This window comes from Desulfovibrio sp. 3_1_syn3, assembly GCF_000145315.2.
Taxonomy (GTDB): domain Bacteria; phylum Desulfobacterota; class Desulfovibrionia; order Desulfovibrionales; family Desulfovibrionaceae; genus Desulfovibrio; species Desulfovibrio fairfieldensis.
Genome location: NZ_ADDR02000001.1, coordinates 2,148,561 through 2,172,218, shown reverse-complemented (window position 1 = coordinate 2,172,218; position 23,658 = coordinate 2,148,561). Strand labels below are relative to the sequence as shown.

The window sequence follows — 23,658 nt, the reverse complement described above, 5'->3', positions numbered from 1 at the left end:
ATGGTTCGAAGACTCGCCAGCGGCTACCGCTTCCTCAACACGCGGACGGCGTAAAGTTTGAAATGTGTAACGTTTCAAACGCAAAATGCCCTAGAGATTACAAACACCGATCATTCGACGGAATGGCGCTGTAATATCGGCTCTGTGAAGACCATGCATGACGACAGCTTGTGCATGGTTTTTTGCATATAGCGCATTGAGGTATCGGATGAAAAATTTTTTCATTCTACTTCTGATTATCATTCTTTTCGCTTTTTCCTGGGTGAAATTTTTTCCTCAACAATATCAGCCTGTCATCTATGAATATGCCGCCAACAAGAGCAACATCCAGCTCACGTTTTTCGGCTTTAAATGGGAGACGGAAAATGTTCTTACCATTGAATCATTGATGACGGAATTCATCAATAACAGCAAAACCATTAATGTCCTTTATGAAAGCATCAAGGGAAGAGAATATTTCCGGGCTCTGAAAAAGCAGATGGAAACCAATAACGGGCACGATATCTTTATGGTAAGTCAGGATATGTTGCCCGCGCTAACCCGGCAGGGGCATCTCGTCGAGCTTTCGGACCTGCCGGAACTCAAGAACTATTCCGAACCTGCCCTCTCGCAGATACGGGATGCAAAAGGCTCTGTCTGGGCTCTCCCCACAAGCATTTCCGCATTCGGCCTTTACTGCAATCTGGATCTCCTGAAGAAGCACGGCGTTTCGCTTCCCGATACTCTACAGGATTTTCTTGCCGCCTGTAAGAAATTCAGCGACGCGGGCATCACCCCGATTATCGCCAATAATGATATTTCGCTGAAAACACTGGTCATTGCGCGAGGAATGCCCGCCTTTTATCAGTCCGGGGAGAACGTCTCCGACCTCGTCAATACGGGCAAACTTCCGTTGAGCACATATTTTCGCAGCGGCTTCGCGCTCCTGAAAGAGCTGTGCGACCACGGCTACATTGACAGGCAGCGCACGCTGGTCACGCGAAAAACCAGAGACGACCTGACGGATTTTGCCGGGGGCGAATCCCCCTTCATGCTCACAGGCTTGTGGGCATCCACCCGTCTCAGGGAAATGGCGAATTTCCGGTACTCGGTCGTTCCCTATCCGGTTCAGGAAGACGGGCCGATTCTGGTCATCAATATCGACACCAGGCTCGCCCTGAACGCGCACGGCAAGCATCTTCCCGAAGCCAAAAGCTTTTTGCGCTATATGATCCAGGCTGAATCCATCAACAGATTCTGCGCCAATCAGACTTCCTTCAGTCCTCTCAAAGCGTTTTCCACGAGCAATCTCCTGCTGCAAAACCTGGAAAAACATCTGCGCAACGGCCGGGCCATTATAGGCGCCGACAGCCGGTTTGTTTTCCCCATCTGGGAAATCTCCCGCGCGGCCTCCCTCAAAATTCTCGAGGGCGCAAGCGTGGAGCAGGCCTGCCGCAGCCTTGATGACGCCGTCGCAGCGGCAATTCAGGAACAAACGTTATGAAGCATCAGTATCAGAGAATCAAAACGAACTGGTACGTCATGGGGGCGATTATTGCATCGTCCCTGTTGCTGATCTTTGTTGTGTTGTCTTTCATTCGAACAGTGCAGGAATCGCTGTGGAAAAATGCGGCCAGAAACCTTATTGAGACCACGGAACAGGGTGCCAACGCACTGGAAGGAGCCCTGAACAAAGATAAAGAAATATTGCGTCTTGCCGCGCATGAAATCGGGGCGTTACGCTTGAGCGATAAAAAAGCTATCTGCGACAAGCTTCAGGAATTTTCCTCGCCAGACACTTCCATCCACTTTATCAATGAAAACAGCATGTATTGCGGTTCTCAAGCCGATGCCTTGCCTGCGGAAGTTAAAAACATACTGGGGAATACCGCGGCGACCAACGGCATTATCGGGCCATATATCAGCCCCCTGACCGGAAGACGGATTTTAAGTGCCTATATTGCCGTTACATTTCATGACGGAAGAAGGGGTTTACTGTTAAAGGACACCCCCATTGAGGAACTCTACAATAAATATTCGCCCGCGTTCTATAATAATGAGGGATTCTGTTACGCCATCAATGAATCCGGCGACATAATCCTTCGTTCGCTCCACCCTGCCAGCAATAAAAGTTTTCTCAATATTTACGATATATTTCATTCCCCGCGGATGGAATCGAGCCTCAATGACCTGAAGCAAAAGATAAAAAAGAGAGAAACAGGGGCAATCCTGTTTCAGGACGAAGAGCAGGAAAAAGTACTCTGCTATACTCCATTGCACTTTCGTAATTGGTATTTTATTTCCATTACGCCCAATAGCGTTATTTTACAGGAAGCAAACTCGATTCTGAAAAAATCTTTCATCATGTGCGGCATTTTTGTCGCCTGCTTTCTTTTTGTCATAATCATCTATACGCGGACAAGGGAGGAATATGATAAAGAATTACAATACAAACAGGCTATTATTTCCAATGCCTGCATGGCCTTTTCCTTCAATATCAGCCGCGACAAAATAGAAACAGTTTTTTGCTCCCTCAGCACACTGGACACTGTCCTGGCCGCCTTCCCTTCAGTTCAGGCCGCACCCTATAGAGAGGTTATCCGGAACTGGGCGACGGAAAACATTGTTCCGGAAGACCGGCAGACCGTGCTGGAAAAAATGTCTCCGAAGCATTTTTCCGATCTGGCCGCCCGGGGAATAATGGAAGAGGAGCTTGAATACCGGATTCTTTCCGAGCGGGAACACGCTGTTTTCATCAAACAGAATATTACCCTGACCAAGGACAAAAGAAGCGGAAACATCGCCGGACTTCTCATCGCCAAAGACGTGACAGAGCTCCGTCTCAAGGAAAGCCTGTATATACAGGCATTGAAAGACGCCAGCGAAAGCGCGAATCAGGCGAACAAATCTAAAAGTGAATTCCTGTCCAGCATGTCGCACGATATCCGCACCCCCATGAACGGCATCATCGGCATGACGGAAATCGCCAGGGTCAATATCCAAGATACGGCCAAGGTTCAGGATTGCCTGCACAAAATTACCATGTCGTCCAACCTTCTGCTGGACCTCATCAATGAAGTGCTCGACATGTCCAAGATAGAGAGCGGCAGGCTTGCGCTGAATGAAAGAGAGTTCAATATTGCGGAGCTTGTGGAAACGCTCTTTACCGCGGTACAGCCGCTTTTAAAAGAAAAAAATCATACGCTGAACGTCCACATCAATGACGTCGTTCACGAGGATTTCATCGGCGACCCTCTGCGCCTTCAGCAGATCTTCATCAATCTCATGTCCAATGCCATTAAATATACGCCTGAAGGCGGAAACATTGATTTCAGCATCTCGGAATTCCATGACAATTCTCCGGCCTACAGCAAATTCCAGTTTATCCTCAGGGATAACGGGATGGGCATGACGCCGGAATTCCTGGAACGTCTCTTTTTGCCCTTTGAGCGCGCCGATGAAGCCCGGCAGAAAAACATCGCCGGAACCGGCCTCGGCATGGCAATCACACGCAATATCGTGCATATGCTGGGCGGTGACATTACTGTCGCCAGTGAACCGGGCAAGGGGACGACGTTTACGGTCGGCTTCAGCCTGAAGAGGGTCAATGCTGGACAGCGGGTCATGCAAAATCTGCATGGCCTTCCGGTCCTGATTATCGACGACGATCAGGCGGCCTGTGAAAGCGTTTGCCTTATTCTTGATGACGCCGGGATGCAAAGTGAATGGGTCACAGACGGGCAAAAGGGAATAGAGCGCATCGTAACGGCGCGGGAACGCGGCAAGGAGTACTTCGCGGTTCTCGTGGACTGGAAAATGCCCGGCATGGACGGCATTGAACTGACCAAACGCATCCGGACGGCTGTGGGGGCCACGCTACCCGTTGTTCTGCTTTCCGCCTATGACTGGTCTGAAATAGAGCGGGAGGCCCGTCAGGCCGGGGTCAATGATTTTATTGCCAAACCTTTGTTCCGTTCCCGCCTGTTGTACGTCCTTGAGCAGTTCGCCGCTCCCGGCGGCAATGGGACGGCGCGGCAAGCGGGTGCCGCTGTTACCGCCGACCTGTCGGGCAAACGTATCCTGCTTGCGGAAGACAATGAGCTGAATGCCGAAATAGCCAGGGAAATCCTGACGGCGGCGGGGGCCACGGTCGAAGAGGCGGCCAATGGGGAAATCGCGGTCGAAAAAATGCGCGGGAGCGCGGAAAGATATTATGACGCTGTTCTGATGGACATTCAGATGCCTGTCATGGACGGCTATGAAGCCACGCAAAAAATACGGAACCTGCCGAGAGAAGACGCCCGACGTATTCCGGTCATTGCCATGACTGCGGATACGTTTGTTGAGGACATCCGGCGTGCCCATGATGTGGGGATGAACGCCCATGTGCCAAAGCCGCTGGATTTCAATTTACTCTACCAGACGCTGGCGAATCTTGTGCAATAACCGGTCTGCGGCGTTCAGGCTGTCTGCCGTCTGTCGGCAATGCGACGCCTGAGGCCGCCCCGCGCCTCCTGAAAAATCCGCGCCGGGGCGTTTAAACATTTTCGATGTCAAAAATACTCTAAAAGCCGCTGAATCCCAGAATACTGCGCGTCCTGACCACGCAGTCCACCGACTGGCCCGGCAGCAGACCGGCGGGCGGGGGGGCATCAAGCCTGATCCGCACCGGCAGAAAAAGCGTTGCGCCGCTGACTTCCGTTCTGCCCTTTTGCGTCAGTCCCTGCGCCACCTCCTGTGCCAGTTCCCGCGCTTGGCCGCTGGGCAGGGGCTGCGGCGCAAGCACTTCGGCCACCGTGCCGTTCAGGCGCATGCCGTCGGACATGAGCCTGACCTCGCAGGCCTGCCCCGCCCTGATGGCTTCCCCGGCGGCCAGGGGAAAGTAAGCCTGCACCCAGAAGGATTGCGCCGCGTCCGCTCCTTCCGGCAGAATCAGCAATACGGGCTCGCCCCGCTGCACCACTTGGCCGGGTGCGGCGCTGCCCCGCAGCACGCGGCCGTTCACCGGCGCATACAATGTGCCGTCCGCTTGCGCAGGCAGAGGCGCGGCCGTACGGGAGCTTCCAGGCACGACATAGCGGTTGCGCGAAGCCAGTTGCTTGGCCCGCAGCACCTCATCGCGGACCCGGCCCAACTCCTGATCCATGGCCGCACGCATGCGGCTGACCTGTTCAAAATCCGCCTTGGCGTCTTCCATGCGGGCGCGCGCCTCGGCCTCGGCCCGTTGCGCCGCGGCATAGCGGCTTTTGCTCGCCGCGCGCTCGCCGCCCCGGCTGTCCAGAGAGCGTAGATTGAGCTGGGCCCGCACATGCTCGGTCACGCGTTCTTCGCGCCGGCGCCGCTTGGCTTCTTCCTCGTGACGGGCCTGGGCCAGACGCTGCACCATAGCTCTTTCCGCTTCCTGGGCCTGCCTGAGGCGTCCGGCCATTTCCGCCATATCCGGCGGGCGCAGGGAAGCCGCTTCTTGCCCTGCTTCCCGCAGATGCCGGGCGTAATCGTCTGCGTCCATGCGCCCCACGGGCTGGCCCGCCGTGACACTATCGCCCTCGCGCACGCTCAGGGCTTCCAGCCGGGCTGAAAATTCCGGCGAAACCGTGTAGACCATGCCGTCCAGCACGGCCCGGACGCTGTCCACCCGACCGCCAGCCAACCACCACCAAAGCGCCGCCAGCAGGACAAACGCCACAGCCAGGAAGAGAACAAATCGAACCCGGCGAAACAGCCCCCCGGCCGGGGACTTTTTCCGCGCGGGCATTTCCAGATACAACGATTCCGCCATATATGCCTCGGCAGATCAAAATGTCAGAAAAACAGAACTGAAAAAAATATGCAGATATTGTACCAGCATTCAGTTCCACCCTTTACAAGCCCGGTCCGGACGCATACAAAGGCGAAGTTTCCGGAGCGGCAGGGAATATCCCGATAACGGCGCTTCGATACAGGAGAAATCATGTCCATACCGCGTTTGTGCGCCCTGTTCTGCCTGGGCGGGCTGCTGTTCGGCTGCGCCACCCGCCCTGTGGTTGTGGTGGAAAAAGAAGAATTCGTCCAGATGGCCCGGCATATGCCCAAGGAACTGCAGGCCCGCCGCCTGCTGGACAACGACGGCGCCTACGTGGCGCCCTTCTCCTTCGCCGGTTTCAGCAACTACGGGGACACGCTCTTCCGCAGGCTCTCGCCTTCCTTCATGTTCGGCGATTCCGGCCATGTCTACCTGGGGGAAAATTTTGCCGCCACCCTGCAACCCGACAGCCGGGTGAAACACTGGCCCAACGGCTTCAGCATCAACCACGCCACCCAGAAACTCACCGTCAATATGGTGGCCATTGCCGACTGGAACGATGACGGCGAAGACGAGTGGATCGTCTCCTGCATGGTGGAGCCCAAGATGGGCGGGCGCACCCGCACCTATTACGTGCTCGTGCCGCCGCCTCGCAACGAGCGCGAGCCGCTCAAAGGCACGGTGGCCGCCGTATGGGAATGCTTCGGCCTGGCCTGCAATCTTTACGTGCGCAACAGCAAGGTCATTGAGCGGGCCGCCGCCGATCCCCTGCTGCCCTCCACTGAGGTGCAGGATGTGGTGCCCGGCCTGCAAACCGTCACCGAGCCGCCGAAAAAAGCCCCGGCCGACAAGAGCGACGGCCTGGAAGAACGCAGCCTCTGATTTTATACACGTGTCGCGGCATTGACAGCAAATCCTTGCCGCGAAATGTGAGCAGGCGGGTTTTACTCGCCGTAAACGAGCACTTCAAGTCTTAAAACTCTAACGTTGAACTGCTCCGGGGTTCCGCGCAGGCCGACGCCGCAATGCGTCGGCCTGTGGCGTATCCGGCCCCGGCGCGCCATTCCGCGCTTGACGGAACGGCCCGGATTGATGACAACCTCTCAGGAGCGGCTTCGTCCGGGTTCCAATGTCCTTCACCTTCACCCTTCCCCTCTTGAGTCGCCATGAAATTTCTTTCGTCCCAGATCGCCCTGTTTATGCAGCAGCACAGCGTGCGCCGCAACATAGGTTTTCTGCTGCGCTTTTTCGCCATGCTGCTGGGCCTTATCGCCCTCTACAGCATTTTGTTTCACTACATCATGCAATACGAGCACCGCAGCTTCTCTTGGGTGACCGGCGTGTACTGGACGCTGACGGTCATGTCCACCCTGGGCTTCGGCGACATCACATTCACTTCGGATCTGGGGCGGGTTTTCTCCATCGTGGTGCTCATGTCCGGCGTGCTGCTGCTCCTGATCATGCTGCCCTTCACCTTTATCCAGTTTTTTTACGCCCCGTGGCTGGAGGCCCAGAAAAAGGGCCATACGCCCCGCTCCATTCCCCCGGATACCAAAGGGCACGTCATTGTGGTCAGCACCAGTCCCATTGCCCTCAACCTGGTGGACGATCTGAAAAATTACGGCGCGCATTGCGTGCTGCTCTGCCGTGACAGCCAGACCACCCTGGACCTGTTGGATCAGGGCTATGACGCGGTGGTGGGCGAACACGACTCCAGCGAGGTCTACCGCAACCTGCGCCTGTCCGAGGCCGCCATGCTGGTGGCCCTGGACAGCGACGTGCGCAATACCAACATCGTGTTCACCGCCCGCGACGTGGACGCCAAGGTGCCCATTGTGGCCGCGGCCCAGAGCGAAGACGCCATCGACATCCTGCAACTGGCCGGTAGCAGCCATGTCTTTCAGTTCCACAAACTGCTGGGCGAAGCCCTGGCCCGTCGCGTGCTCAACTCCCAGGCCCGCTCCAGCGTGATCAGCCGCTTCAATGAACTGGTGGTGGCCGAAGCCCCGGTCATGCGCACGCCCTTGGTGGGCAAATCCCTGCGCGAAAGCGGCCTGCGCAAGGCCACCGGCGCCAACGTCATCGGCCTATGGGAGCGCGGGAAATTCGTACTGCCCGCCCCGGACACGGTGTTCACGGACACCATGGTTATGGTTATTGCCGGTACCTACCAGCAGATCGACGCCGTCAATCATCTGCTGGGGCCGTGCGATCCCGCCAAGCATACCTGCAATGACGCGTCGGTGGTCATCCTCGGCTGCGGGCGGGTGGGCCTGGCAGCCGCGCGTCAATTGCACGCCAGCGGCCGCGAGTACAGCATTGTGGACAAAAATCCCAAACCCCGCGTCCAGAAAGAGCATATGGTCGTGGGCGATGCCGCGGACCTGGACGTGCTGGAAAAAGCGGGCATCCGCACCGCGCCCTCTGTACTCATCACTACCCATGACGACGACACCAATATTTATCTGACCCTTTACTGCCGCCGCCTGCGCGAGGACATCCAGATCATCAGCCGCGCCACGCTCGACCGCAACGTGGGCATCCTGCACGCTGCCGGGGCGGATTTGGTGCTCTCCCTGGCATCCATGGTCACCAACAGCATCATCAATCTGCTGGCTCCCGGCAAAGTGACCATGATCAACGAAGGTCTGAACATTTTCCGCAGCGCCGTGGGCAAGAGCCTGGCGGGCAAGCCGCTCATGGGCAGCGGCATCCGCAGCCTGACCCATTGCAGCGTGGTGGCCCTGCGCGACACGGACGGAGAAATGCATATCAACCCCGATCCCGGCCACGTTTTTGAGGAAGGCGAGGAAATGTATCTCATCGGGGATTCACAGGCGGAAAAGGCTTTTTACGAAAAATTCGGCCAGGATTCCGCACTGACGGATTAAAACACGGTAAAGGGATACGACACACGGCGGCCGCGTTCACTGCGCGGCCGCCGTGTGTTTATGGCCCCTTTGAACACCGGATATAAAAAAATGCGAACCGGCTCGCCCTAAGTATTTACACTTGAAATACTCGCTTGCGGCGAGCAAAGCCGCCTACTCGCATTCTTTTCTGGCGTTGGCGCGTTTCCTGCGTGAACTGCTCTAAAAATATACGCGCTTCACTCAGCGGCGTGCTCAGGGCCTCCAGGGCCCGCTCCACCTTCTCCCGGCGGAGCTTCTTTTCCGAACCGGCATCCAGCGCCGGATTGCCCAGCGGATGGGGAATGCCCACGCCCGGCACCACCCGCGCAACGCCGATGGCCTGCGCTATGGAAGTGATGGTACAGATCTGCGCCGTGGGAATACCCGCCCGTTCCAGTTCCTTGGTGATCGTTGCGCCGCAACGAGTACCCATGCCTCAGGTGGAGGTGAGAATCACCCCTGCACATTGTCCTGTTTCAGGGCCTTGGCAATGGCCGCGCCGAAGGCCCGGCTGTTTTCAAAGGAAGTGCCGTTGCCTGTGGTGGTATAGACATAATCGGTCAGAGCACCCGGCGGGTGGACGTGCGGATCATCTGCGCCACAAACAGCGATCTGCTGGCCCGGATGCGGGGGTAGGCATTCCGCAGCGACCTCTATTATCGGCTGAGCGTGGTTTCCCTCAGCATTCCGCCCCTGCGGGAACACAAGGGAGATATCAAATCCCTGGTAATCCACTTTCTCCGGCGCTATTCCAGACTCTTTCAGAAGCGGGTCAAAGGCGTATCCAAAGATGTCTACAATGCCCTCATGCTTTACGACTGGCCGGGCAACGTGCGCGAATTCGCCAATGTCATTGAATACACCTTCAATATTCTGGACGGAGAGCTGATCGAGATGGAGCATCTGCCGCCCCTGCTATTGCGTCAGGCCGGCAGCGAACTGAAAAGTTCCGGCAGCCTGGACGCCCTGCTGCGGGCCTACAGCGTGCGACTGGTGGAACACGCCCTGGAAGAGCACAAGGGACATAAAGCAGCCGCGGCCAAAGCCCTCGGCATTTCACGGGCCACGCTCTACCGCCTGCTGGCCCGGGACAGATTGTAAGCGGGGGACGGAAAAGAACATAAAAAAGTGGGAAGGCCCAAACCTCCCCACTGCATATGCCGTCCGGACGGAATGACTCAGGCCTGTTCGAGGGCCTGGTCCAGATCCGCCAAAATGTCGTCCAGATTTTCCAAGCCCACGGAAAGACGCACCATGCCGGGCGTAATGCCCGCCTCCCGAAGCTGTTCGTCGCTCAACTGGCGGTGGGTGGAGCTTGCCGGATGCAGCACGCAGGTGCGGATATCCGCCACATGCACCTGGAGGGAAATCATTTTCAGGCTGTCGATGAAGCGCGCTCCGGCTTCGCGTCCGCCCTTGAGCGAAAAGGACACCACGCCGCTGCATCCCTCGCAAAGATATTTATCGGCCAAGGCCTTGTTGGGATTGCCGGGCAGACGGGGATACTTCACCGACTCCACCTTGTCGTGCCCCGCGAGATAGTGGGCGGCGGCCTCGGCGTTGCGGCAATGTTTTTCCATGCGCAGGGGCAGGGTTTCCAGCCCCTGATTGATGTAGAACGCGCCCTGCGGTGTCTGGCAGCAGCCCATGTCGCGCATGAGTTGTGCGCGCGCTTTGACGATGTAAGCGGCCCTGCCGAAGGTTTCGCTGTAGATCAGGCCGTGGTAGGAGGGGTCGGGTTCGGTGAATTCCGGGAATTTGCCCGAGGTCCAGTCAAAGTTGCCGCTGTCCACAATGACCCCGCCCATCTGCAGGGCATGCCCGTCCATATATTTGGTGGTGGAATGCACCACGATATCCGCCCCGAAGGCAAAGGGACGGCAGAGCACGGGCGTGGCAAAGGTATTGTCCACGATCAGCGGCAGCCTGTGCCGGTGGGCCAGTTTGGCGAAACGCTCGATATCCAGCACGTCCATGGAGGGATTGGCCAGGGTCTCGCCGAACACCGCTCTGGTATTGGGCCGGAAGGCCTTTTCCAGTTCTTCGTCGGAAGCGGTCTGATCCACAAACGTCACTTCAATGCCCAGCCTCTTCAGGGTCACCGCAAAGAGGTTGAAGGTGCCCCCGTAAATGCTGGAAGCACTGACCACGTGCTCGCCGCTCTGCGCCAGGTTCAGCACGGCAAGCATGCTGGCGGCCTGGCCCGACGAGGTGCACAAAGCGCCCACTCCGCCCTCCAGAGCGGCGATTTTTTGCTCCACGGCGTCCACGGTGGGATTGCCCAGGCGGGTATAGAAAAAGCCCGCTTCGGCCAGATCGAACAGTTTGGCCACCTCGGCCGTGGAGTCATATTTGAAGGTCGTGCTCTGGGCAATGGGCAATACGCGCGGCTGGCCGTTTTCAGGGCTGTAACCGGCGTGCAGGCAAAGGGATTCCAGTTTCATGGCGTTACGTTCCTCGGAAATAGGGCTGAATGTCCGCGCGACCTGGGGCATTTTCATTCTGAAAAAAATAGTTCCAACAAGCAATACCGCCGGGCATCGTAAGCAATTTCATTGACAAGATGCTCCGACGCCGGAGATGCGGAACCGCTCCACAGCGTACCGGCGGGCCGCCGATATCACGTCATACAGGCATGGCGCGGCAGCAAACTATCCCATGCGCCCGGCCAAGGCAACTGTCCGGCTTTTCCCTTGTGACGATGCGCGCAAATGACAACAAAAAAAATTTCTCCCTATTGACCCTTCATCTTTCAGGGTATATTCTCAATTGCAAATGGTGGTTGTCCCCTTTGTTCGGGACAGGACAGGGCAATGTCTCCGTAGCCGCCATTGACCGTGAGGATGGCACGCCATCCGAAAGTGATTGCTGACATCTTGCACAGACAGCCGCCGCAGGCGCAACGGACATTACATTCCGGAGCGTACCGCTCTTTTCCGCGACGGATATCTGCCCTGTGCTCAGCAAGGGAAACTCTGTGGCAGGGTTTCCGTTTCAGCCTTTCACTCACCTTTGCCAGGAGGCTATTATGCGTATTGCCGTGGGTCTGGGCAAACAAAGCGGAGAGGAGCGTTTAGAACGCCAGGGCATCAGCCGCCGCGATTTCATGAAATTCTGCACGGCGGTGGCGGTGACCATGGGCATGGGCCCGGCCTTCGCCTCTGACGTGGCCGCGGCTTTGACAGGCCGCCGTCCCTCGGTCGTGTATCTGCACGCCGCCGAATGCACGGGCTGTTCCGAAGCCCTGCTGCGTACTTATAAACCTTTCATCGACAGCCTGATCATGGATACCATTTCCCTGGATTACCATGAAACCATCATGGCCGCCGCCGGCGAAGCCGCGGAAGAGGCTCTGCACCAGGCCGTCACCGCCCCTGAAGGCTTTATCTGCATCGTGGAAGGGGCCATCCCCACGGCCATGGAGGGCAAATACGGCTACATCAGCGGCAAGACCATGTACGACATCTGTAAGGGCATTCTGCCCAAGGCCAAGGCTGTGGTAAGCATGGGCACCTGTGCCTGCTACGGTGGCGTGCAGGCCGCCAAGCCCAATCCCACGGCGGCCAAGGGCGTCAACGACGCTTTCGGCGACTTGGGCGTCAAGGCCATCAATATCGCCGGCTGCCCGCCCAACCCGCTCAACCTGGTGGGTACCTTGGTGGCCTTCCTCAAGGGCCAGAAAATCGAACTGGACGAAAACGGCCGCCCGCTCATGTTTTACGGCCAGAGCGTGCATGATTTGTGCGAACGCCGCAAACATTTCGACGCCGGCGAATTCGCGCCCTCCTTCAATTCCGAAGAAGCCCGCAAGGGCTGGTGTCTGTATGAAGTGGGCTGCAAAGGCCCCCAGACGTACAACAACTGTCCCAAGATTCTGTTCAATCAGACCAACTGGCCGGTGGGCGCCGGACATCCCTGCATTGGTTGCAGCGAGCCCGGCTTCTGGGACGAAATGACGCCATTCTACCAGAACTAGGGGGGAAGTTATGAGCGAAGTCATTAAAGCGCCCCAGAGCGATTACACCGGCCCTGTGGTAGTGGATCCGCTGACCCGTATCGAGGGGCATCTGCGCATTGAAGTGGAAGTGGAAAAGGGCAAGATCAAGGAAGCCCGCAGCTGCGGCACCTTGTTCCGCGGCCTGGAGCTCATTCTCAAGGGCCGCGACCCACGCGACGCCCAGCACTTTACCCAGCGTACCTGCGGCGTCTGTACCTACACGCACGCCCTGGCCTCCACCCGTGCGCTGGAAGACGCCATCAACAAGCCTATTCCGGCCAACGCCACCTATCTCCGCAACCTGGTGCTGGGCATGCAGTTTCTGCATGACCATCTGGTGCATTTCTATGCTCTGCACGCTCTGGACTTTGTGGATGTGACCGGCGCCCTGCAGGGCGATCCGGCCAAGGCGGCCAAGATCGCCACTTCCATTTCCGCGCGCAAGGTTACGGCCGACGATTACAAAGCCGTCCAGAGCAAACTTAAAACCTTTGTGGACAGCGGCCAGCTCGGCCCCTTTACCAACGCCTACTTCCTGGGCGGCCACCCGGCCTACACCTTGAGCCCGGAGCTCAACCTGATCGCCACGGCCGACTATCTGCAGGCGCTGCGAGTCCAGGTGGAGGCGGCGCGGGCCATGGCCGTCTTCGGGGCCAAGAATCCGCACACCCAGTTCACTGTGGGCGGCGGCGTGACCTGCTATGACGCCCTGACCCCCGAACGGATCAAGGAATTCAAGGAGCAGTACAAGAAAACACGCGCCTTCATTGAGAATTACTACATTCCGGATCTGCTCGCCGTAGCCGCCAATTACAAGGAATGCGCCACCTACGGCGGTACGCACAACTTCATGGCCTTCGGCGAATTCCCCGCCCCCGGCGGCGAACGCGACCTGCAGAAGCGCTGGCTCAAGCCGGGCGTCATTCTGGACCGCAAGATCGGCAATCCCCAGGGCTTTGACCCTTCCAAGATCGAGGAACATGTCCGCCACAGCTGGTACGAAGGCGACAAGGCTCTGCCGCCTTATCAGGGCGAAACCAAGCCCGCCTTCACCAGCATGGGCGACACGGATCGTTACTCCTGGCTCAAGGCCCCGCGTTACGACGGCATTTCCATGGAAACCGGCCCCCTGGCCCAGGTGCTGGTGGCCTACACCCAGAACCACAAGACCGTGAAGCCGCTGGTGGACAATGTGCTCAAGACCCTGAACGTGGGGCCGGAAGCACTCTTCTCCACCTTGGGCCGCACGGCCGCGCGTGGTATCGAAACCCTGGCCATTGCCCAGCAGATCGAAACCTGGCTGAATGAATACGAAGATAACATCACCAAAGACAAGCAGATCGTGGAGAACTACGACGCGCCCAAGGACGCCAAGGGCGTGGGCTTCGTCAACGCGCCGCGCGGCGGCCTCTCCCACTGGCTGCGGACTGATGCCGACGCCAAGATCGCCAACTTCCAGCTTGTGGTGCCCACGACCTGGAACCTGGGACCGCGGGACGGCAAGAATGTGCCCGGCGCGGCCGAGGAAGCCCTGGCGGGTACGCCGGTGGCCGATCCCAAGCGTCCGGTGGAAATCCTGCGCGTCATCCACTCCTTCGACCCCTGCATCGCCTGTGCCGTGCATGTGATCGACGGAGAAACCAACGAAGTGCACAAGTTCAAGGTTCTGTAGAGCAGGCTTTGCACAGTCTGTACAAGGGCGGGGTAATTCCCCGCCCTTTTTCTGATCCTCTCCTTCTCCAAAACCGTCAGGGGGACGCGTGAACGACAAAAGGATACTGATTCTGGGCGTGGGCAACATTCTGCTGACGGATGAAGGCTTCGGCGTGCGGGCCGTGGAATACCTGGAAGCCCACTACCGCTGGCCCGTGCATGTCCGCCTGATGGACGGGGGCACCCAAGGTCTGATGCTGATGCCGGAACTGCAGGAGTGCGATTTTCTAGTGGTGCTGGACGTGGTGCTGGGACCGGAAGCGCCGGGCACGGTCTACCTGCTGGAGGGCGAGGATTTGCGCAAGAGCCTGAGTTTCCGCGACTCCATGCATCAGACGGACCTGCTGGACACGCTGGTCACCTGTGATCTGGCCGGACACAGGCCGGAGGCGATTGTCATCGGCCTGCAGCCCTTTGATTATAAGACCATGCATGTGGGACTGAGCCCGCAGGCGGAAGCCCTGCTGCCGGAATTCTGCCGCAAAGCCGTGGCGGAAATGGCCCGACGCGGCATCGTGGCCGAACCCAAGGCGGAGTAGCGCCGGAAGACTCTGCAACGCGCTGATCAGAAGAATGCGGTTATCGCCCGAATCGCGCGGAGTGTGGAAACAGAGGATGAGAAGATGTAAGGCGAGACATCGCGCCGGAGCAGACCACGGCATATCAGAGGCAGGGTTGTGAAATGCTCTGCGGTAACGCCACTACCGAAAAAAAGCCGCTGAGCGCGGCTTACAGCTGTTTTTTCTTTTCTTCGCCCAATTCCGGCGGCAACGACTCTTCGCTGTACAGTTTTATGCCCGCTTCCCGCAAAAGCCGGGCCCATACACCCTCACCGGCACACAGCCTACGGCTGAACGTACCGTCATAGATCAGGCCGAAGCCGCAGGACGGCGAACGGCTCTTGAGAATGGCCGCCACGCAGCCCTGCTCCAGCGCCTTGTGCAGGGCCAGTCGCGCGCCGCGTAAAAAATCTTCGCTCAGATCCTGTCCGTCGCGGGAAAGCACCCGTTCTCCCACCTGTTCACAGGGTGGCCGGGGAATCGGCAGTGCGGCCAAACCTTCCGGGCATGCCGGAACGGCCCGCCCCTCTTCCACCAGACGGATCACCGCCGGGCAGGGATTGCTGCCGCCGTCATAACGGCAAGCCTGCCCGGCCAGACAGGCACTGACCACGTAGCGCATTGGCTGAGTCGCCATCGTCAACGTCCGGCCGCCAGCATGTGCCGTTCCTGCATACCGGCGCGCACGGCGCGTCCTACGGCGTCCGCAGCCTCCTGCGTGACGGGCACATCGGAGTAGTACAACGCACCACTGTCCAGACCATATTGTTCCTGCACGGCATCGTAATGTTGCCAGGCGGGCGACAGCGCTACCAGTCGCGGGGTGAGCACTGCGAAAAAAAGCCAGAGGGCCAGTACCCAGCTTCCCATTTTCAACAGATTGCGTACGGCAGGCGGCATACATTCTCCCATTACGGGCCGCCACGGAAAGCCCGCAGCGGCCCGCCGTCAAACACACACTAGATCTTGGCGGTGATTTCCGGGAAGACCTTGTAGAACATGATCCAGGCCATGAGCAGCGTCAGACACAGGTTCAGCGACTGACCGCAGATGTAAAGGATGATGGGCTTGCCGCCCTTGAAGTACTTGCCCAGTTCGCGGAAGTTGGTGGTCAGGCCGATGGCCACGAAGGCCAAACCGAAGAACCAGCCGCGCAGGGGCACGGAAATCTTATTGGTGCCGTTGTCCACCAGCATCTTGCCGAAGTCCGCGCCGAGACCGCTGCTGATCAGCGAGAAGATGATGGAAACCGCCAGGAAGCCGATGACGAACTTGGGGAAACGATGCCAGATTTCTATGGCGCCCACGCGCTGGCCGCAGGCCTGCGCGTCCACCTTGGTGCACCAGTACAGGGCCACGCAGAAGGCGGTCACGCCGATAAGCACATTCTGGATCATCTTAACCGTGGCGGCCACCTGCAGGGCCTTAGGGCCGATGAACGCGCCCGCCGCGGCCACGGCGCCCGTGGCGTCCACGGTGCCGCCGATCCAGGCGCCGCCCAGCACTTCAGGCATGCCCACCCACTTGATGAAGGCGGGCATCACCACCATCATGATGGCCGTGAAGGTCAGGGACAGACCGATGGAGAGGGTCAGTTCCTCTTTTTTGGCCCGAGCCGCAGCCGCCGTGGCGATGGCCGCCGAGGTGCCGCACACGGACATATCGGCCGAAATGACGATGTTCAGGGTCTGGGAAGGCATCTTCAGCACTTTCTGGCCGAAAATGTAGGTACTGACCAAGACGATGGGCGTCACCACCCAAGCCACGAAAATGCCGGGGATGCCGATAGCCATAATCTTGTGGAAAAGCACTTCCGCGCCCAGCAGCACGAGACCGGCCTTGATGAAGTATTCCACCTGCGCGCCCTCTTTAAGCCATTTGGGCGTGCCGAAGGTATTGGCAATGATCATGCCGATGGCGATGGACCAGATTTCGGCATTGATGCCGTAAAGACGCATGGTCTTCTGGTTGCCCAGGATATTGGCGAGCACGCACAGCAGATACACGCCCAGGAAGGCCACAAAAAACTTGCCCACGTTGAAGCCCATGAACTTGGCGCCGATGGAGGTCAGCACGGCCAGCGCGAGCCCCAGCACAATCAGGGTGGGAATGCGGTTGAAAGGCTTGACCAGCTTTTTAGAGATGTCGGCGGTCGCTTTCTTGGCGGCCTGCCATTCGCCGATGGACTTTTCAGCGGCGGCGTTCAGCGTGGCGTCGCCGAACGAGGCGGCCGCAGCGGCGGCCTGCGCCTCTTTGGCCTGGGCCAGAGCAGCGGCTTCGGCCTGTTTGGCCGCATCCACTTTCGGCATGACGGCTTCATTGGCCTTGTCGGCCTGGGCCTGCGACATCATCAGGGCGTCTAGGGGATTGGACTGCCAGCGGGCCGGTGTTTTCAGCTGATTGATAAGCAGCTTGACCGAAGCCAGATTCTGTCCCTGAAGCCCTTTTTGGGCTGCGGAAGCCTGGTACCATTCTATGGTTTTGAAAGGTTTGGCGGATTCGGCTTTCATAACCGCCGCGTACTGCTCATACTTGCTCTCCAGCTCCTGGCGGCCGCCGAAAACCAGGCAACTTGCCACGATCAGAATAAAGAAACCAATCCAGATGGCCCAGTAATCTTCCTTTTTCCACAGGTCGGACCATTGCGACTTTGCCCTGTCGACAACGATCGCCGAGCTTTCTTGAGACATTCACTCCTCCTTATCAGGACCATTGTTTTCAGACATTCCCCAGATATCGGGAACGTCTCACCACCATAAGTAAATTGAACACTGGGATTGTATGGGCTACTTTATAATACAAACTAATATAAAAATTTTCAAGTCACAAATCTTTGGAATCCCTACCCCACGGAATGACACTGTCCATTTCATCGTCGGAAAAACTTTCTGCGCTTTGACCAAAAATTTATTGACAATCCCCCCAACCTCATCTATTTTTCCACCTCGTGTTGGGCTGTCGTTCAATTGGCAGGACGGCGGATTCTGGCTCCGCTAATCAAGGTTCGAGTCCTTGCAGCCCAGCCAACACATGCGTCCCCATCGTCTAGCCGGCCCAGGACAACGGCCTTTCACGCCGTCGACAGGGGTTCAAATCCCCTTGGGGACGCCAAGAAAAATCAAGCACTTACATGAAAATGTGAGTGCTTTTTTCGTTGTGGGGCAAATCTGCCCCACGCTCTGCCCCACATGTTTGGAAAAAAATATTGTTTTTTCTTAGCAATAAACTGGGTAGACTAAGTCAATGAATATCGAATCAATTCTTTCAGAGAACGGTTTTACCATCTCTTTTGATGTCTCATCTCGTCATTCAATTTCTGACCTTATAGGGCAGAAATTGAGGTGTGGAATATATGTATTAAATTTTATCGATGAAACATTTTATGTCGGTCAGGCTGTTGATGTATGCAGAAGATTTTTGCAACACAAAAAAAATTATGATGATATTGTAAAAATATATTTTAAATCTGAACCTAAATCAAATTTAAATTCCCATGAATTATATATGATTCGCCTACTTGAAAATCATACTACATTGCGAAATATAAACTATGCTAGTATGCCAGAATTGTCTTGCTCTGAACTTGACCAGTTAATACAAGATGATGATCAAAAAAAATGGCTTTCAAGTTATGATTCAAAAATAATGCATTATAAGCGCGTAGAAGATTTAAGCTTAAGGGCCAGAACAGCAAAACGAGCTGAAAAAATGATTTCTGATCAGAAATTCAGCAAGTATGTCTTGCCAGTGATGAAAAAGTATGCTGAAAAATGTATTATTGATCCTTATTTAACAGAATTAACATACTGGGGATGCACCTGCATCAACACAATTAGCAATAATTTTAGACTCTATTCCAGAATCAACCTCCGCTTCCAAGAAGTTCTTACTAGCGGTTATGACTATGCCCACAACAAAGCTACATTTAGCTGGCATTTGGCAAAGTCTCCTTTTGAAGGGTACTTTGATACTGGGGATTACAGAATAGAATTCATCGATCACTACTACCAAAGCGGTGGACAAGATCAGTTTCAAATATACACAGAGGATTTTGACGCTGCCATGTGGCTTCTTGATAATGAAGTATTCATTCTTGCTGCTAAGTCATTCAATCTAAGTTGTATGAGGAAAGGGGCACAGCCATATGCGAAGACGCATTGCCCTACATTGGCTGACTACCTATTACCTGAATTGGCTGGCAGCTAATTTCTGAAAAACAGATTCATATGAGATTTTGCATGAAAGCTGTCTAACGTACTCCAGAAGAGCAGGCTCTTGACGAATGCTTCCTCTTATGATTTGTTTTTAACGGAGCTACTAACTCCTCCCAAGACGGTTTCCCACCCCGACAGTTTGTGGGTTTTCTTGCGCCTTGTTTCTGACATGGCGTGGTTTCCTGCATTATCCTCCGGGTGTGGGCGAAATAAAATACCTGGCAACAGGGAAATAACCCGCTGCTCTTGGGCAGTTAGTAGCACCCGGAGTTCTTCATTTTGAAGTGCTCTCATACTAAATCCCAAGAGGTGTCTTATGTCCAGTTCCCACCAGTCTTGCACGCTGTCTCCCCAACTTCCCTCACCAGACCTCGCAGCCATAGCCGCCATGCTCACCGAAGCAGCGCAAGCCTTGCTCAATTTGAGCAACCCACCAAAGGCAGAGGGCGAACCGGAAGAGGAACCGACTCCCACGGATGAAATACGGTGCTATCGATTTTCACCCTTGGCAATCCGTTGCGAGCAAGAGCTTTTTGAAGATCAGGAAGCGGGGAGTCTCCGCGAGGTGCTTTTCAACGCTTCATCCTCGGTCACTGCGTTTACCGCTCTTTTGGAGCAGATAGACGCCGAGGCGGAACTTGAGGGCGTTGTGGTTCATATCCTGGCGCGTGAGTTGAAGCGCGTGGAAAACTTGCTTTTCAAAATTCAGGATGCCTACAGCACTGTTGAACTTGTTGACGCCTAACTTTCAAACAAATCAAAACCACCCGCATAGCGGGTGGTTTGCTCCAGCCCTATAAGGGCTTGTTACCGGCCAGCGTCTAAAGGCGCTGGCTTTCACTTTGTTCAAGCCCAGTGCCCTTGCCGCTTTGGCTTACCCCTGGAAGGGGTTTTGGTATTCTCGGGTACTTACTCGATCTTGCAGAATATCATGCTTCTCTTGCTGCTGAATGTATTTTTTGACCGTTACCTCATTGAGTCCTACCGTACTGACGAAATATCCTTCCGCCCAGAATTTCCTATTGCCAAATTTGTACTTCAGGTTTGCATGCTTATCGAAAATCATCAATGAGCTTTTTCCTTTCAGGTACCCCATGAAACTTGATACACTGATTTTTGGAGGAATACTCACCAGCATGTGCACATGATCCGGCATGAGATGGCCCTCGATAATTTCAACACCTTTATATTTGCATAAGTCCTTAAGAATTTCTCCGATACTTTCTCGAATGTTGGCAAATATTATTTTCCGCCTGTATTTTGGAGAAAAGACAATGTGATACTTGCACAACCATTTTGTGTGGGCTAAACTTTGAACTCGAGTTCCCATATAAAAACACCTTTCCCTTAAAAATTACGATGGGCTTGAACAACTCTATCGTATGGGAAAGGTGTTTTTTGTATAACAAATTATTTCCACCCGCATAGCGGGTGGATTTCTGTTTCGCTCGCAAACGCTCGCTCAACTGGCTAAAGCCCCTTATAAAAAAACTTCCGGTCCCGAAGGACCGGAAGTCAGGTATCGTCTATTCAGAAAGGAAGATGCGTTATGCTTCCTCGCTCAGGCGGCGGAAGCTTTTTTTGGCGGCTCCGCAGACCGGGCAGCGCCAGTCGTCGGGCAGATCCTCAAACTTGGTTCCGGCGGGAATTTTATGCCGTTTGTCGCCCCGGTCGGGATCATACATATAGCCGCAATTAACCATCTGACAACGCCAGATATCCTTGGGATCAGCCATATGGACTCCGACTTTATTCGGCCTCGGCGCCGTTCACAAAGCCCTTGGACGGCCCGATGTCGGAAGGCGTGCCCGCGATTTTGGCCAGGAAGGTGTCGCCCAGCGTCTTGATATGGTTGGAGGTGTTTTCGTAGTAGTTCAGATGGATCTGCTCTTCGTCGATGATCCGCTCAAACAGGCGGGCGGTCACGTTGTCGCCTTCTTCCTCACAGATCTTGATGAACTGATTATACGCGTCAATGGTGTTGTCCTCGAGGTTTACGTCATCTTCATAGATGACGGGCACAGCCTGGCCGCCTTTCACACTGCCGTCTTTCTGGGCCGTGGGTTCGCCGCCCAGTTCCTTGATGCGCTCGGCGAAGTCTTCGGCGTGGCGCATTTCGTCAATGGCGATCAGCTTCATGTTGGCGGCCAGTTCGCCGTAGTCCTTGTCGCTGAGGTTGTAATGCTGGTTCATATACTGATGAATGGCGAAGAGCTCCATGCTGCGGGCTTTGTTGAGCACTTCGATGACTTTTTCTTTGCGGGTCTTTTTATTGGCTGCCATGATATTACTCCTTGGCGGGTTGAATATGGAAAACACGTACATGCTAACCTTATTTGTACAAAAGGCAAGTCGCCACATCGGCCGGAAAAAAATTTTTTCCGCCGGGAAAGCGCACCCCGCCCCGGCCGAATCAACTATTGCACATCGTTCTGACGGCCCGCGCACTCGTCGCAGATACCGTCAAACTCAATGCGCGAGCCCACGATGGAAAAAAAGCCCTCCACCTGGATGCCGTCCACCGAGGGCGTGGCCAGGGGCTGCATCACATCGCCGATACGCCCGCAACGCAGGCAGCGCACGTGCTGATGCCAGGAAATGTCCCCGTCAAAACGCTTGGTAGAACCGGCCGCTTCCAGACGGCGAATTTCGCCGCTGTCAGCCAGAAAATCAAGGTTGCGGTACACAGTGCCCAAGCTGATGCGCGGCAGGCGCTCGCGTACAATACTGTAGAGCTCATCGGCAGTGGGATGGCTCTTGGTTTTGCGTAACTCTTCTAAGATCACGGCACGTTGCCGTGTCATTCTGGTCTGGACTTGAGCCATAACAGCCTCCATAATTTAGTAAAAATTACTGTTATCGGAGTGGGCTGTCAAGCCCCGATCCAGTGTCCAATGTAAAAAATCAGACACCCAAAACCCGCAGGATGTTGCGGCGGCGCAGCCGCCGTGCGTCAGCGAACAACGTTCTTTCGCCGACGATCCCGCGAAAAGCGGGAGCATAACCCTGCTCGAAATTTTTGCAATCAGGCATCAGCCATCCGCAAACAACTTTCAGCGCCGCCCGCAAAAAAGAGCCGCGCTCAGGGCCGGCCCACTAGCAGCACGGCCAGATCCATGACATTGGTGCGGGTCGGCCCGGTGATCAGCAGATCGCCGCTCAAGGCCAGGGCCGCGTTGCTGTTGTTTTCGGCCAGCAGGGCGCGGGCGGCCTCACGGCCTCCCATTCGGGCGACGCTGTCGCTGAAGGCAAAGCCTCCGGCCGCGTCCGTGGGGCCGTCCGTGCCGTCCGTACCCGCGAAAAGGGCGCAGACGCGCGGCTGGCCCTCCAGCTCCAGAGCGGCGGCCAGGGCCATTTCCTGATTGCGGCCTCCTCTGCCCCGACCCTGGATGGTCACCGTGGTTTCTCCGCCCGCCAGCAGACACAGGCCCTTGCCGCCCTGACCCGGAGCTTCCGCGCGGCGCCGGGCTTCGGTAGCCAGTTCCACGGCTTTTTGTCGGGCCTCGCCCGTCAGATGGTCGGTCAACACGCAGGGAGCGTAGCCGCGGGCCTCGGCGGCGCGGGCGGCGGCATCCAGGGCCTGGCGGTTGGTGGCCGCCAGAATGTTCCGCACCCGACCGAACAGGGGATCGCCCGGCTTGGGCGTTTCCGGCGCGCGCCCGGCAAGGCCCGCGCGCAGATAGTCCCGCACCGCCGACGGCAAGCGGGACTCCAGGCCGAAGCGTTCGAGTATTTCGCGGCAATCGTCAAAACTGGAGGCATCCGGCGCGGTGGGGCCGGAGGCGATGACGTCCAGCGGGTCGCCCACCACGTCGGAGACGATGACGCTGAGCACCGTGGCGCGCCCGGCGGCGCGGGCCAACTGCCCGCCGCTGAAGGCCGAAAGATGTTTGCGCACCGCGTTGAGTTCATGGATGGTCGCGCCACAGTCCAGTAGCAACTGAGTGGTCTGTCTGAGATCCGCGAGACTCAGGCCCGGCGCGGGCGCGGGCGTCAGGGCGCTGGCCCCGCCCGTGAGCAGGCAGATCAGCAGATCCCGCTCCGTGGAGGTCCGGGCCATCTCCAGCATGCGGCCGGTGGCCCGCACTCCGGCCTCGTCCGGCACGGGATGCCCGGCTTCGGCCTGGCAAATGCGCTTCAAAGGCAGGCCGTGGTCATACTTGACCACCACAAAGCCCTGGTCCAGACGCTCGCCCAGCATGTCTTCCAGAGCTTGAGCCATGGGCGCGACGCCCTTTCCGGCACCCAGTACCCGCACCCGGCGGTCCGCCAGGTTCCAGCGCCGGCCGTCGGCCACAAGCTCGCCCCTGCCCGCGTCGTCGAGGCGCACATGGCGTAGCAGCGCGGCATCCGGAGCCACAGCCTCCAGGGCCGCGTCAAAGACATGCCGCAAGATTTCACGCTGTCCTTCCATGCCCTTCCCGTCTGGACAAAACGCCAGAGAATGTAACACGTGAAATGCCCGTTTACAGCGAGCAAGGCCCGCCTGCCCACATTTCGC

Annotated in this window: 23 protein-coding genes and 2 tRNA genes; 12 read left to right on the top strand and 13 right to left on the bottom strand. The window is 56.7% G+C overall.

Features of this window, described 5'->3' with window-relative positions:
- The first annotated feature begins 208 nt into the window (after window positions 1-208).
- Both HMPREF0326_RS09090 and HMPREF0326_RS09085 read left to right on the top strand, forming a co-directional pair.
- Window positions 209-1,483 carry an ABC transporter substrate-binding protein gene (locus HMPREF0326_RS09090; RefSeq protein ID WP_008684387.1) on the top strand — a complete coding sequence of 425 codons (1,275 nt, stop codon included), beginning with the start codon at window positions 209-211 and terminating at the stop codon, window positions 1,481-1,483.
- The gene (locus HMPREF0326_RS09085) at window positions 1,480-4,425 is read left to right on the top strand and encodes a response regulator (RefSeq protein WP_008684390.1); all 2,946 of its coding nucleotides are present in this window, start codon (window positions 1,480-1,482) and stop codon (window positions 4,423-4,425) included. Before HMPREF0326_RS09090 ends, HMPREF0326_RS09085 begins: the two co-directional genes overlap by 4 nt.
- Before the next feature lie 118 nt (window positions 4,426-4,543).
- On the opposite strand, the gene HMPREF0326_RS09080 is transcribed toward HMPREF0326_RS09085, so the two are convergent.
- Window positions 4,544-5,758 (bottom strand): HlyD family secretion protein, encoded by a 1,215-nt coding sequence (locus HMPREF0326_RS09080; RefSeq protein WP_008684392.1) that lies wholly within the window; start codon window positions 5,756-5,758, stop codon window positions 4,544-4,546.
- A gap of 171 nt (window positions 5,759-5,929) precedes the next feature.
- On the opposite strand from HMPREF0326_RS09080, the gene HMPREF0326_RS09075 reads away from it, so the two are divergent.
- Both HMPREF0326_RS09075 and HMPREF0326_RS09070 read left to right on the top strand, forming a co-directional pair.
- Complete coding sequence (locus tag HMPREF0326_RS09075; protein ID WP_008684394.1) at window positions 5,930-6,643, top strand: hypothetical protein; 714 nt, start codon at window positions 5,930-5,932, stop codon at window positions 6,641-6,643.
- A 284-nt stretch (window positions 6,644-6,927) separates the two neighbouring features.
- Window positions 6,928-8,652, top strand: coding sequence for a potassium channel family protein (locus HMPREF0326_RS09070; protein ID WP_008684395.1), 1,725 nt, complete (start codon window positions 6,928-6,930; stop codon window positions 8,650-8,652).
- A 115-nt stretch (window positions 8,653-8,767) separates the two neighbouring features.
- On the opposite strand, the gene HMPREF0326_RS16120 is transcribed toward HMPREF0326_RS09070, so the two are convergent.
- Together HMPREF0326_RS16120 and HMPREF0326_RS17510 are read right to left on the bottom strand one after the other, a co-directional pair.
- Window positions 8,768-9,106: a glycine/betaine/sarcosine/D-proline family reductase selenoprotein B gene (locus tag HMPREF0326_RS16120; RefSeq protein ID WP_008684396.1), complete on the bottom strand. Its 339-nt coding sequence runs from the start codon at window positions 9,104-9,106 to the stop codon at window positions 8,768-8,770.
- Window positions 9,107-9,126: 20 nt separating this feature from the next.
- Complete coding sequence (locus HMPREF0326_RS17510; RefSeq protein WP_269545643.1) at window positions 9,127-9,378, bottom strand: glycine/sarcosine/betaine reductase selenoprotein B family protein; 252 nt, start codon at window positions 9,376-9,378, stop codon at window positions 9,127-9,129.
- On the opposite strand from HMPREF0326_RS17510, the gene HMPREF0326_RS09060 reads away from it, so the two are divergent.
- Window positions 9,343-9,774: a helix-turn-helix domain-containing protein gene (locus HMPREF0326_RS09060; RefSeq protein ID WP_008684397.1), complete on the top strand. Its 432-nt coding sequence runs from the start codon at window positions 9,343-9,345 to the stop codon at window positions 9,772-9,774. The two genes, HMPREF0326_RS17510 and HMPREF0326_RS09060, sit on opposite strands and share 36 nt — an antisense overlap.
- 77 nt (window positions 9,775-9,851) lie before the next feature.
- Here HMPREF0326_RS09060 and HMPREF0326_RS09055 read toward each other — a convergent pair whose 3' ends face one another.
- A complete protein-coding gene (locus HMPREF0326_RS09055; RefSeq protein WP_009301726.1) occupies window positions 9,852-11,117 on the bottom strand; it encodes an O-acetylhomoserine aminocarboxypropyltransferase/cysteine synthase family protein in 1,266 nt (421 codons plus the stop codon).
- A 584-nt stretch (window positions 11,118-11,701) separates the two neighbouring features.
- Between HMPREF0326_RS09055 and HMPREF0326_RS09050 the strand changes: the two genes are divergently transcribed.
- The 3 genes from HMPREF0326_RS09050 to HMPREF0326_RS09040 all read left to right on the top strand — a co-directional run bounded on the left by HMPREF0326_RS09050 (window position 11,702) and on the right by HMPREF0326_RS09040 (window position 14,922).
- Window positions 11,702-12,649 carry a hydrogenase small subunit gene (locus tag HMPREF0326_RS09050; protein ID WP_008684401.1) on the top strand — a complete coding sequence of 316 codons (948 nt, stop codon included), beginning with the start codon at window positions 11,702-11,704 and terminating at the stop codon, window positions 12,647-12,649.
- Window positions 12,650-12,659: 10 nt separating this feature from the next.
- A complete protein-coding gene (locus tag HMPREF0326_RS09045) occupies window positions 12,660-14,342 on the top strand; it encodes a nickel-dependent hydrogenase large subunit (RefSeq protein WP_008684402.1) in 1,683 nt (560 codons plus the stop codon).
- 88 nt (window positions 14,343-14,430) lie between these two features.
- Complete coding sequence (locus HMPREF0326_RS09040; RefSeq protein ID WP_008684403.1) at window positions 14,431-14,922, top strand: HyaD/HybD family hydrogenase maturation endopeptidase; 492 nt, start codon at window positions 14,431-14,433, stop codon at window positions 14,920-14,922.
- 190 nt (window positions 14,923-15,112) lie between these two features.
- On the opposite strand, the gene HMPREF0326_RS09035 is transcribed toward HMPREF0326_RS09040, so the two are convergent.
- From HMPREF0326_RS09035 to HMPREF0326_RS09025, 3 genes are read right to left on the bottom strand one after another with little or no spacing between them, the layout of a single operon-like run.
- The gene (locus HMPREF0326_RS09035) at window positions 15,113-15,580 is read right to left on the bottom strand and encodes a DUF523 domain-containing protein (protein ID WP_008684404.1); all 468 of its coding nucleotides are present in this window, start codon (window positions 15,578-15,580) and stop codon (window positions 15,113-15,115) included.
- Between the two features lie 2 nt (window positions 15,581-15,582).
- Window positions 15,583-15,843, bottom strand: a complete 261-nt coding sequence (locus HMPREF0326_RS09030; protein WP_009301734.1) for a hypothetical protein — start codon at window positions 15,841-15,843, stop codon at window positions 15,583-15,585.
- Between the two features lie 59 nt (window positions 15,844-15,902).
- Window positions 15,903-17,633: a YeiH family protein gene (locus HMPREF0326_RS09025; protein ID WP_008684406.1), complete on the bottom strand. Its 1,731-nt coding sequence runs from the start codon at window positions 17,631-17,633 to the stop codon at window positions 15,903-15,905.
- Between the two features lie 261 nt (window positions 17,634-17,894).
- Between HMPREF0326_RS09025 and HMPREF0326_RS09020 the strand changes: the two genes are divergently transcribed.
- The 4 genes from HMPREF0326_RS09020 (at window position 17,895) to HMPREF0326_RS09010 (ending at window position 19,902) form a co-directional block, all read left to right on the top strand.
- Window positions 17,895-17,969: transfer RNA gene (locus HMPREF0326_RS09020), tRNA-Gln, on the top strand.
- Window positions 17,970-17,977: 8 nt separating this feature from the next.
- Window positions 17,978-18,054, top strand: a tRNA-Glu gene (locus HMPREF0326_RS09015).
- A 132-nt stretch (window positions 18,055-18,186) separates the two neighbouring features.
- Window positions 18,187-19,149 (top strand): GIY-YIG nuclease family protein, encoded by a 963-nt coding sequence (locus HMPREF0326_RS16780; protein ID WP_008684407.1) that lies wholly within the window; start codon window positions 18,187-18,189, stop codon window positions 19,147-19,149.
- A 324-nt stretch (window positions 19,150-19,473) separates the two neighbouring features.
- Window positions 19,474-19,902 (top strand): hypothetical protein, encoded by a 429-nt coding sequence (locus HMPREF0326_RS09010; protein WP_009301371.1) that lies wholly within the window; start codon window positions 19,474-19,476, stop codon window positions 19,900-19,902.
- Between the two features lie 129 nt (window positions 19,903-20,031).
- On the opposite strand, the gene tnpA is transcribed toward HMPREF0326_RS09010, so the two are convergent.
- From tnpA to HMPREF0326_RS08985, 6 genes are all read right to left on the bottom strand, one after another.
- Window positions 20,032-20,487 (bottom strand): IS200/IS605 family transposase, encoded by a 456-nt coding sequence (tnpA, locus tag HMPREF0326_RS09005; RefSeq protein WP_008686514.1) that lies wholly within the window; start codon window positions 20,485-20,487, stop codon window positions 20,032-20,034.
- 217 nt (window positions 20,488-20,704) lie between these two features.
- On the bottom strand, window positions 20,705-20,893 hold the full coding sequence (locus HMPREF0326_RS09000; protein WP_008684409.1) for a rubredoxin: 189 nt from the start codon (window positions 20,891-20,893) through the stop codon (window positions 20,705-20,707).
- A gap of 13 nt (window positions 20,894-20,906) precedes the next feature.
- Window positions 20,907-21,440 carry a bacterioferritin gene (locus HMPREF0326_RS08995; protein WP_008684411.1) on the bottom strand — a complete coding sequence of 178 codons (534 nt, stop codon included), beginning with the start codon at window positions 21,438-21,440 and terminating at the stop codon, window positions 20,907-20,909.
- Window positions 21,441-21,574: 134 nt separating this feature from the next.
- Entirely contained in the window at window positions 21,575-21,982 is a 408-nt protein-coding gene (locus HMPREF0326_RS08990; RefSeq protein ID WP_009302414.1) for a Fur family transcriptional regulator, read from the bottom strand.
- 79 nt (window positions 21,983-22,061) lie between these two features.
- Window positions 22,062-22,190: a hypothetical protein gene (locus tag HMPREF0326_RS17505; RefSeq protein ID WP_269544147.1), complete on the bottom strand. Its 129-nt coding sequence runs from the start codon at window positions 22,188-22,190 to the stop codon at window positions 22,062-22,064.
- A 49-nt stretch (window positions 22,191-22,239) separates the two neighbouring features.
- On the bottom strand, window positions 22,240-23,571 hold the full coding sequence (locus HMPREF0326_RS08985; RefSeq protein ID WP_020990465.1) for a glycerate kinase type-2 family protein: 1,332 nt from the start codon (window positions 23,569-23,571) through the stop codon (window positions 22,240-22,242).
- Between the last annotated feature and the right edge of the window lie 87 nt (window positions 23,572-23,658).

Excerpts from the sequence above, each read along its gene's own strand:
- tnpA (WP_008686514.1), bottom strand. The coding sequence starts at position 20,487 with ATGGGAACTCGAGTTCAAAGTTTAGCCCACACAAAATGGTTGTGCAAG.
- HMPREF0326_RS09055 (WP_009301726.1), bottom strand. The coding sequence starts at position 11,117 with ATGAAACTGGAATCCCTTTGCCTGCACGCCGGTTACAGCCCTGAAAAC.
- HMPREF0326_RS09090 (WP_008684387.1), top strand. The coding sequence starts at position 209 with ATGAAAAATTTTTTCATTCTACTTCTGATTATCATTCTTTTCGCTTTT.
- HMPREF0326_RS16120 (WP_008684396.1), bottom strand. The coding sequence starts at position 9,106 with ATGGGTACTCGTTGCGGCGCAACGATCACCAAGGAACTGGAACGGGCG.
- HMPREF0326_RS08990 (WP_009302414.1), bottom strand. The coding sequence starts at position 21,982 with ATGGCTCAAGTCCAGACCAGAATGACACGGCAACGTGCCGTGATCTTA.
- HMPREF0326_RS09045 (WP_008684402.1), top strand. The coding sequence starts at position 12,660 with ATGAGCGAAGTCATTAAAGCGCCCCAGAGCGATTACACCGGCCCTGTG.
- HMPREF0326_RS08995 (WP_008684411.1), bottom strand. The coding sequence starts at position 21,440 with ATGGCAGCCAATAAAAAGACCCGCAAAGAAAAAGTCATCGAAGTGCTC.
- HMPREF0326_RS09085 (WP_008684390.1), top strand. The coding sequence starts at position 1,480 with ATGAAGCATCAGTATCAGAGAATCAAAACGAACTGGTACGTCATGGGG.
- HMPREF0326_RS09070 (WP_008684395.1), top strand. The coding sequence starts at position 6,928 with ATGAAATTTCTTTCGTCCCAGATCGCCCTGTTTATGCAGCAGCACAGC.
- HMPREF0326_RS17505 (WP_269544147.1), bottom strand. The coding sequence starts at position 22,190 with ATGCCTGATTGCAAAAATTTCGAGCAGGGTTATGCTCCCGCTTTTCGC.
- HMPREF0326_RS09010 (WP_009301371.1), top strand. The coding sequence starts at position 19,474 with ATGTCCAGTTCCCACCAGTCTTGCACGCTGTCTCCCCAACTTCCCTCA.
- HMPREF0326_RS09000 (WP_008684409.1), bottom strand. The coding sequence starts at position 20,893 with ATGGCTGATCCCAAGGATATCTGGCGTTGTCAGATGGTTAATTGCGGC.
- HMPREF0326_RS16780 (WP_008684407.1), top strand. The coding sequence starts at position 18,187 with ATGAATATCGAATCAATTCTTTCAGAGAACGGTTTTACCATCTCTTTT.
- HMPREF0326_RS09080 (WP_008684392.1), bottom strand. The coding sequence starts at position 5,758 with ATGGCGGAATCGTTGTATCTGGAAATGCCCGCGCGGAAAAAGTCCCCG.
- HMPREF0326_RS09075 (WP_008684394.1), top strand. The coding sequence starts at position 5,930 with ATGTCCATACCGCGTTTGTGCGCCCTGTTCTGCCTGGGCGGGCTGCTG.
- HMPREF0326_RS09025 (WP_008684406.1), bottom strand. The coding sequence starts at position 17,633 with ATGTCTCAAGAAAGCTCGGCGATCGTTGTCGACAGGGCAAAGTCGCAA.
- HMPREF0326_RS09050 (WP_008684401.1), top strand. The coding sequence starts at position 11,702 with ATGCGTATTGCCGTGGGTCTGGGCAAACAAAGCGGAGAGGAGCGTTTA.
- HMPREF0326_RS09035 (WP_008684404.1), bottom strand. The coding sequence starts at position 15,580 with ATGGCGACTCAGCCAATGCGCTACGTGGTCAGTGCCTGTCTGGCCGGG.
- HMPREF0326_RS09030 (WP_009301734.1), bottom strand. The coding sequence starts at position 15,843 with ATGCCGCCTGCCGTACGCAATCTGTTGAAAATGGGAAGCTGGGTACTG.
- HMPREF0326_RS08985 (WP_020990465.1), bottom strand. The coding sequence starts at position 23,571 with ATGGAAGGACAGCGTGAAATCTTGCGGCATGTCTTTGACGCGGCCCTG.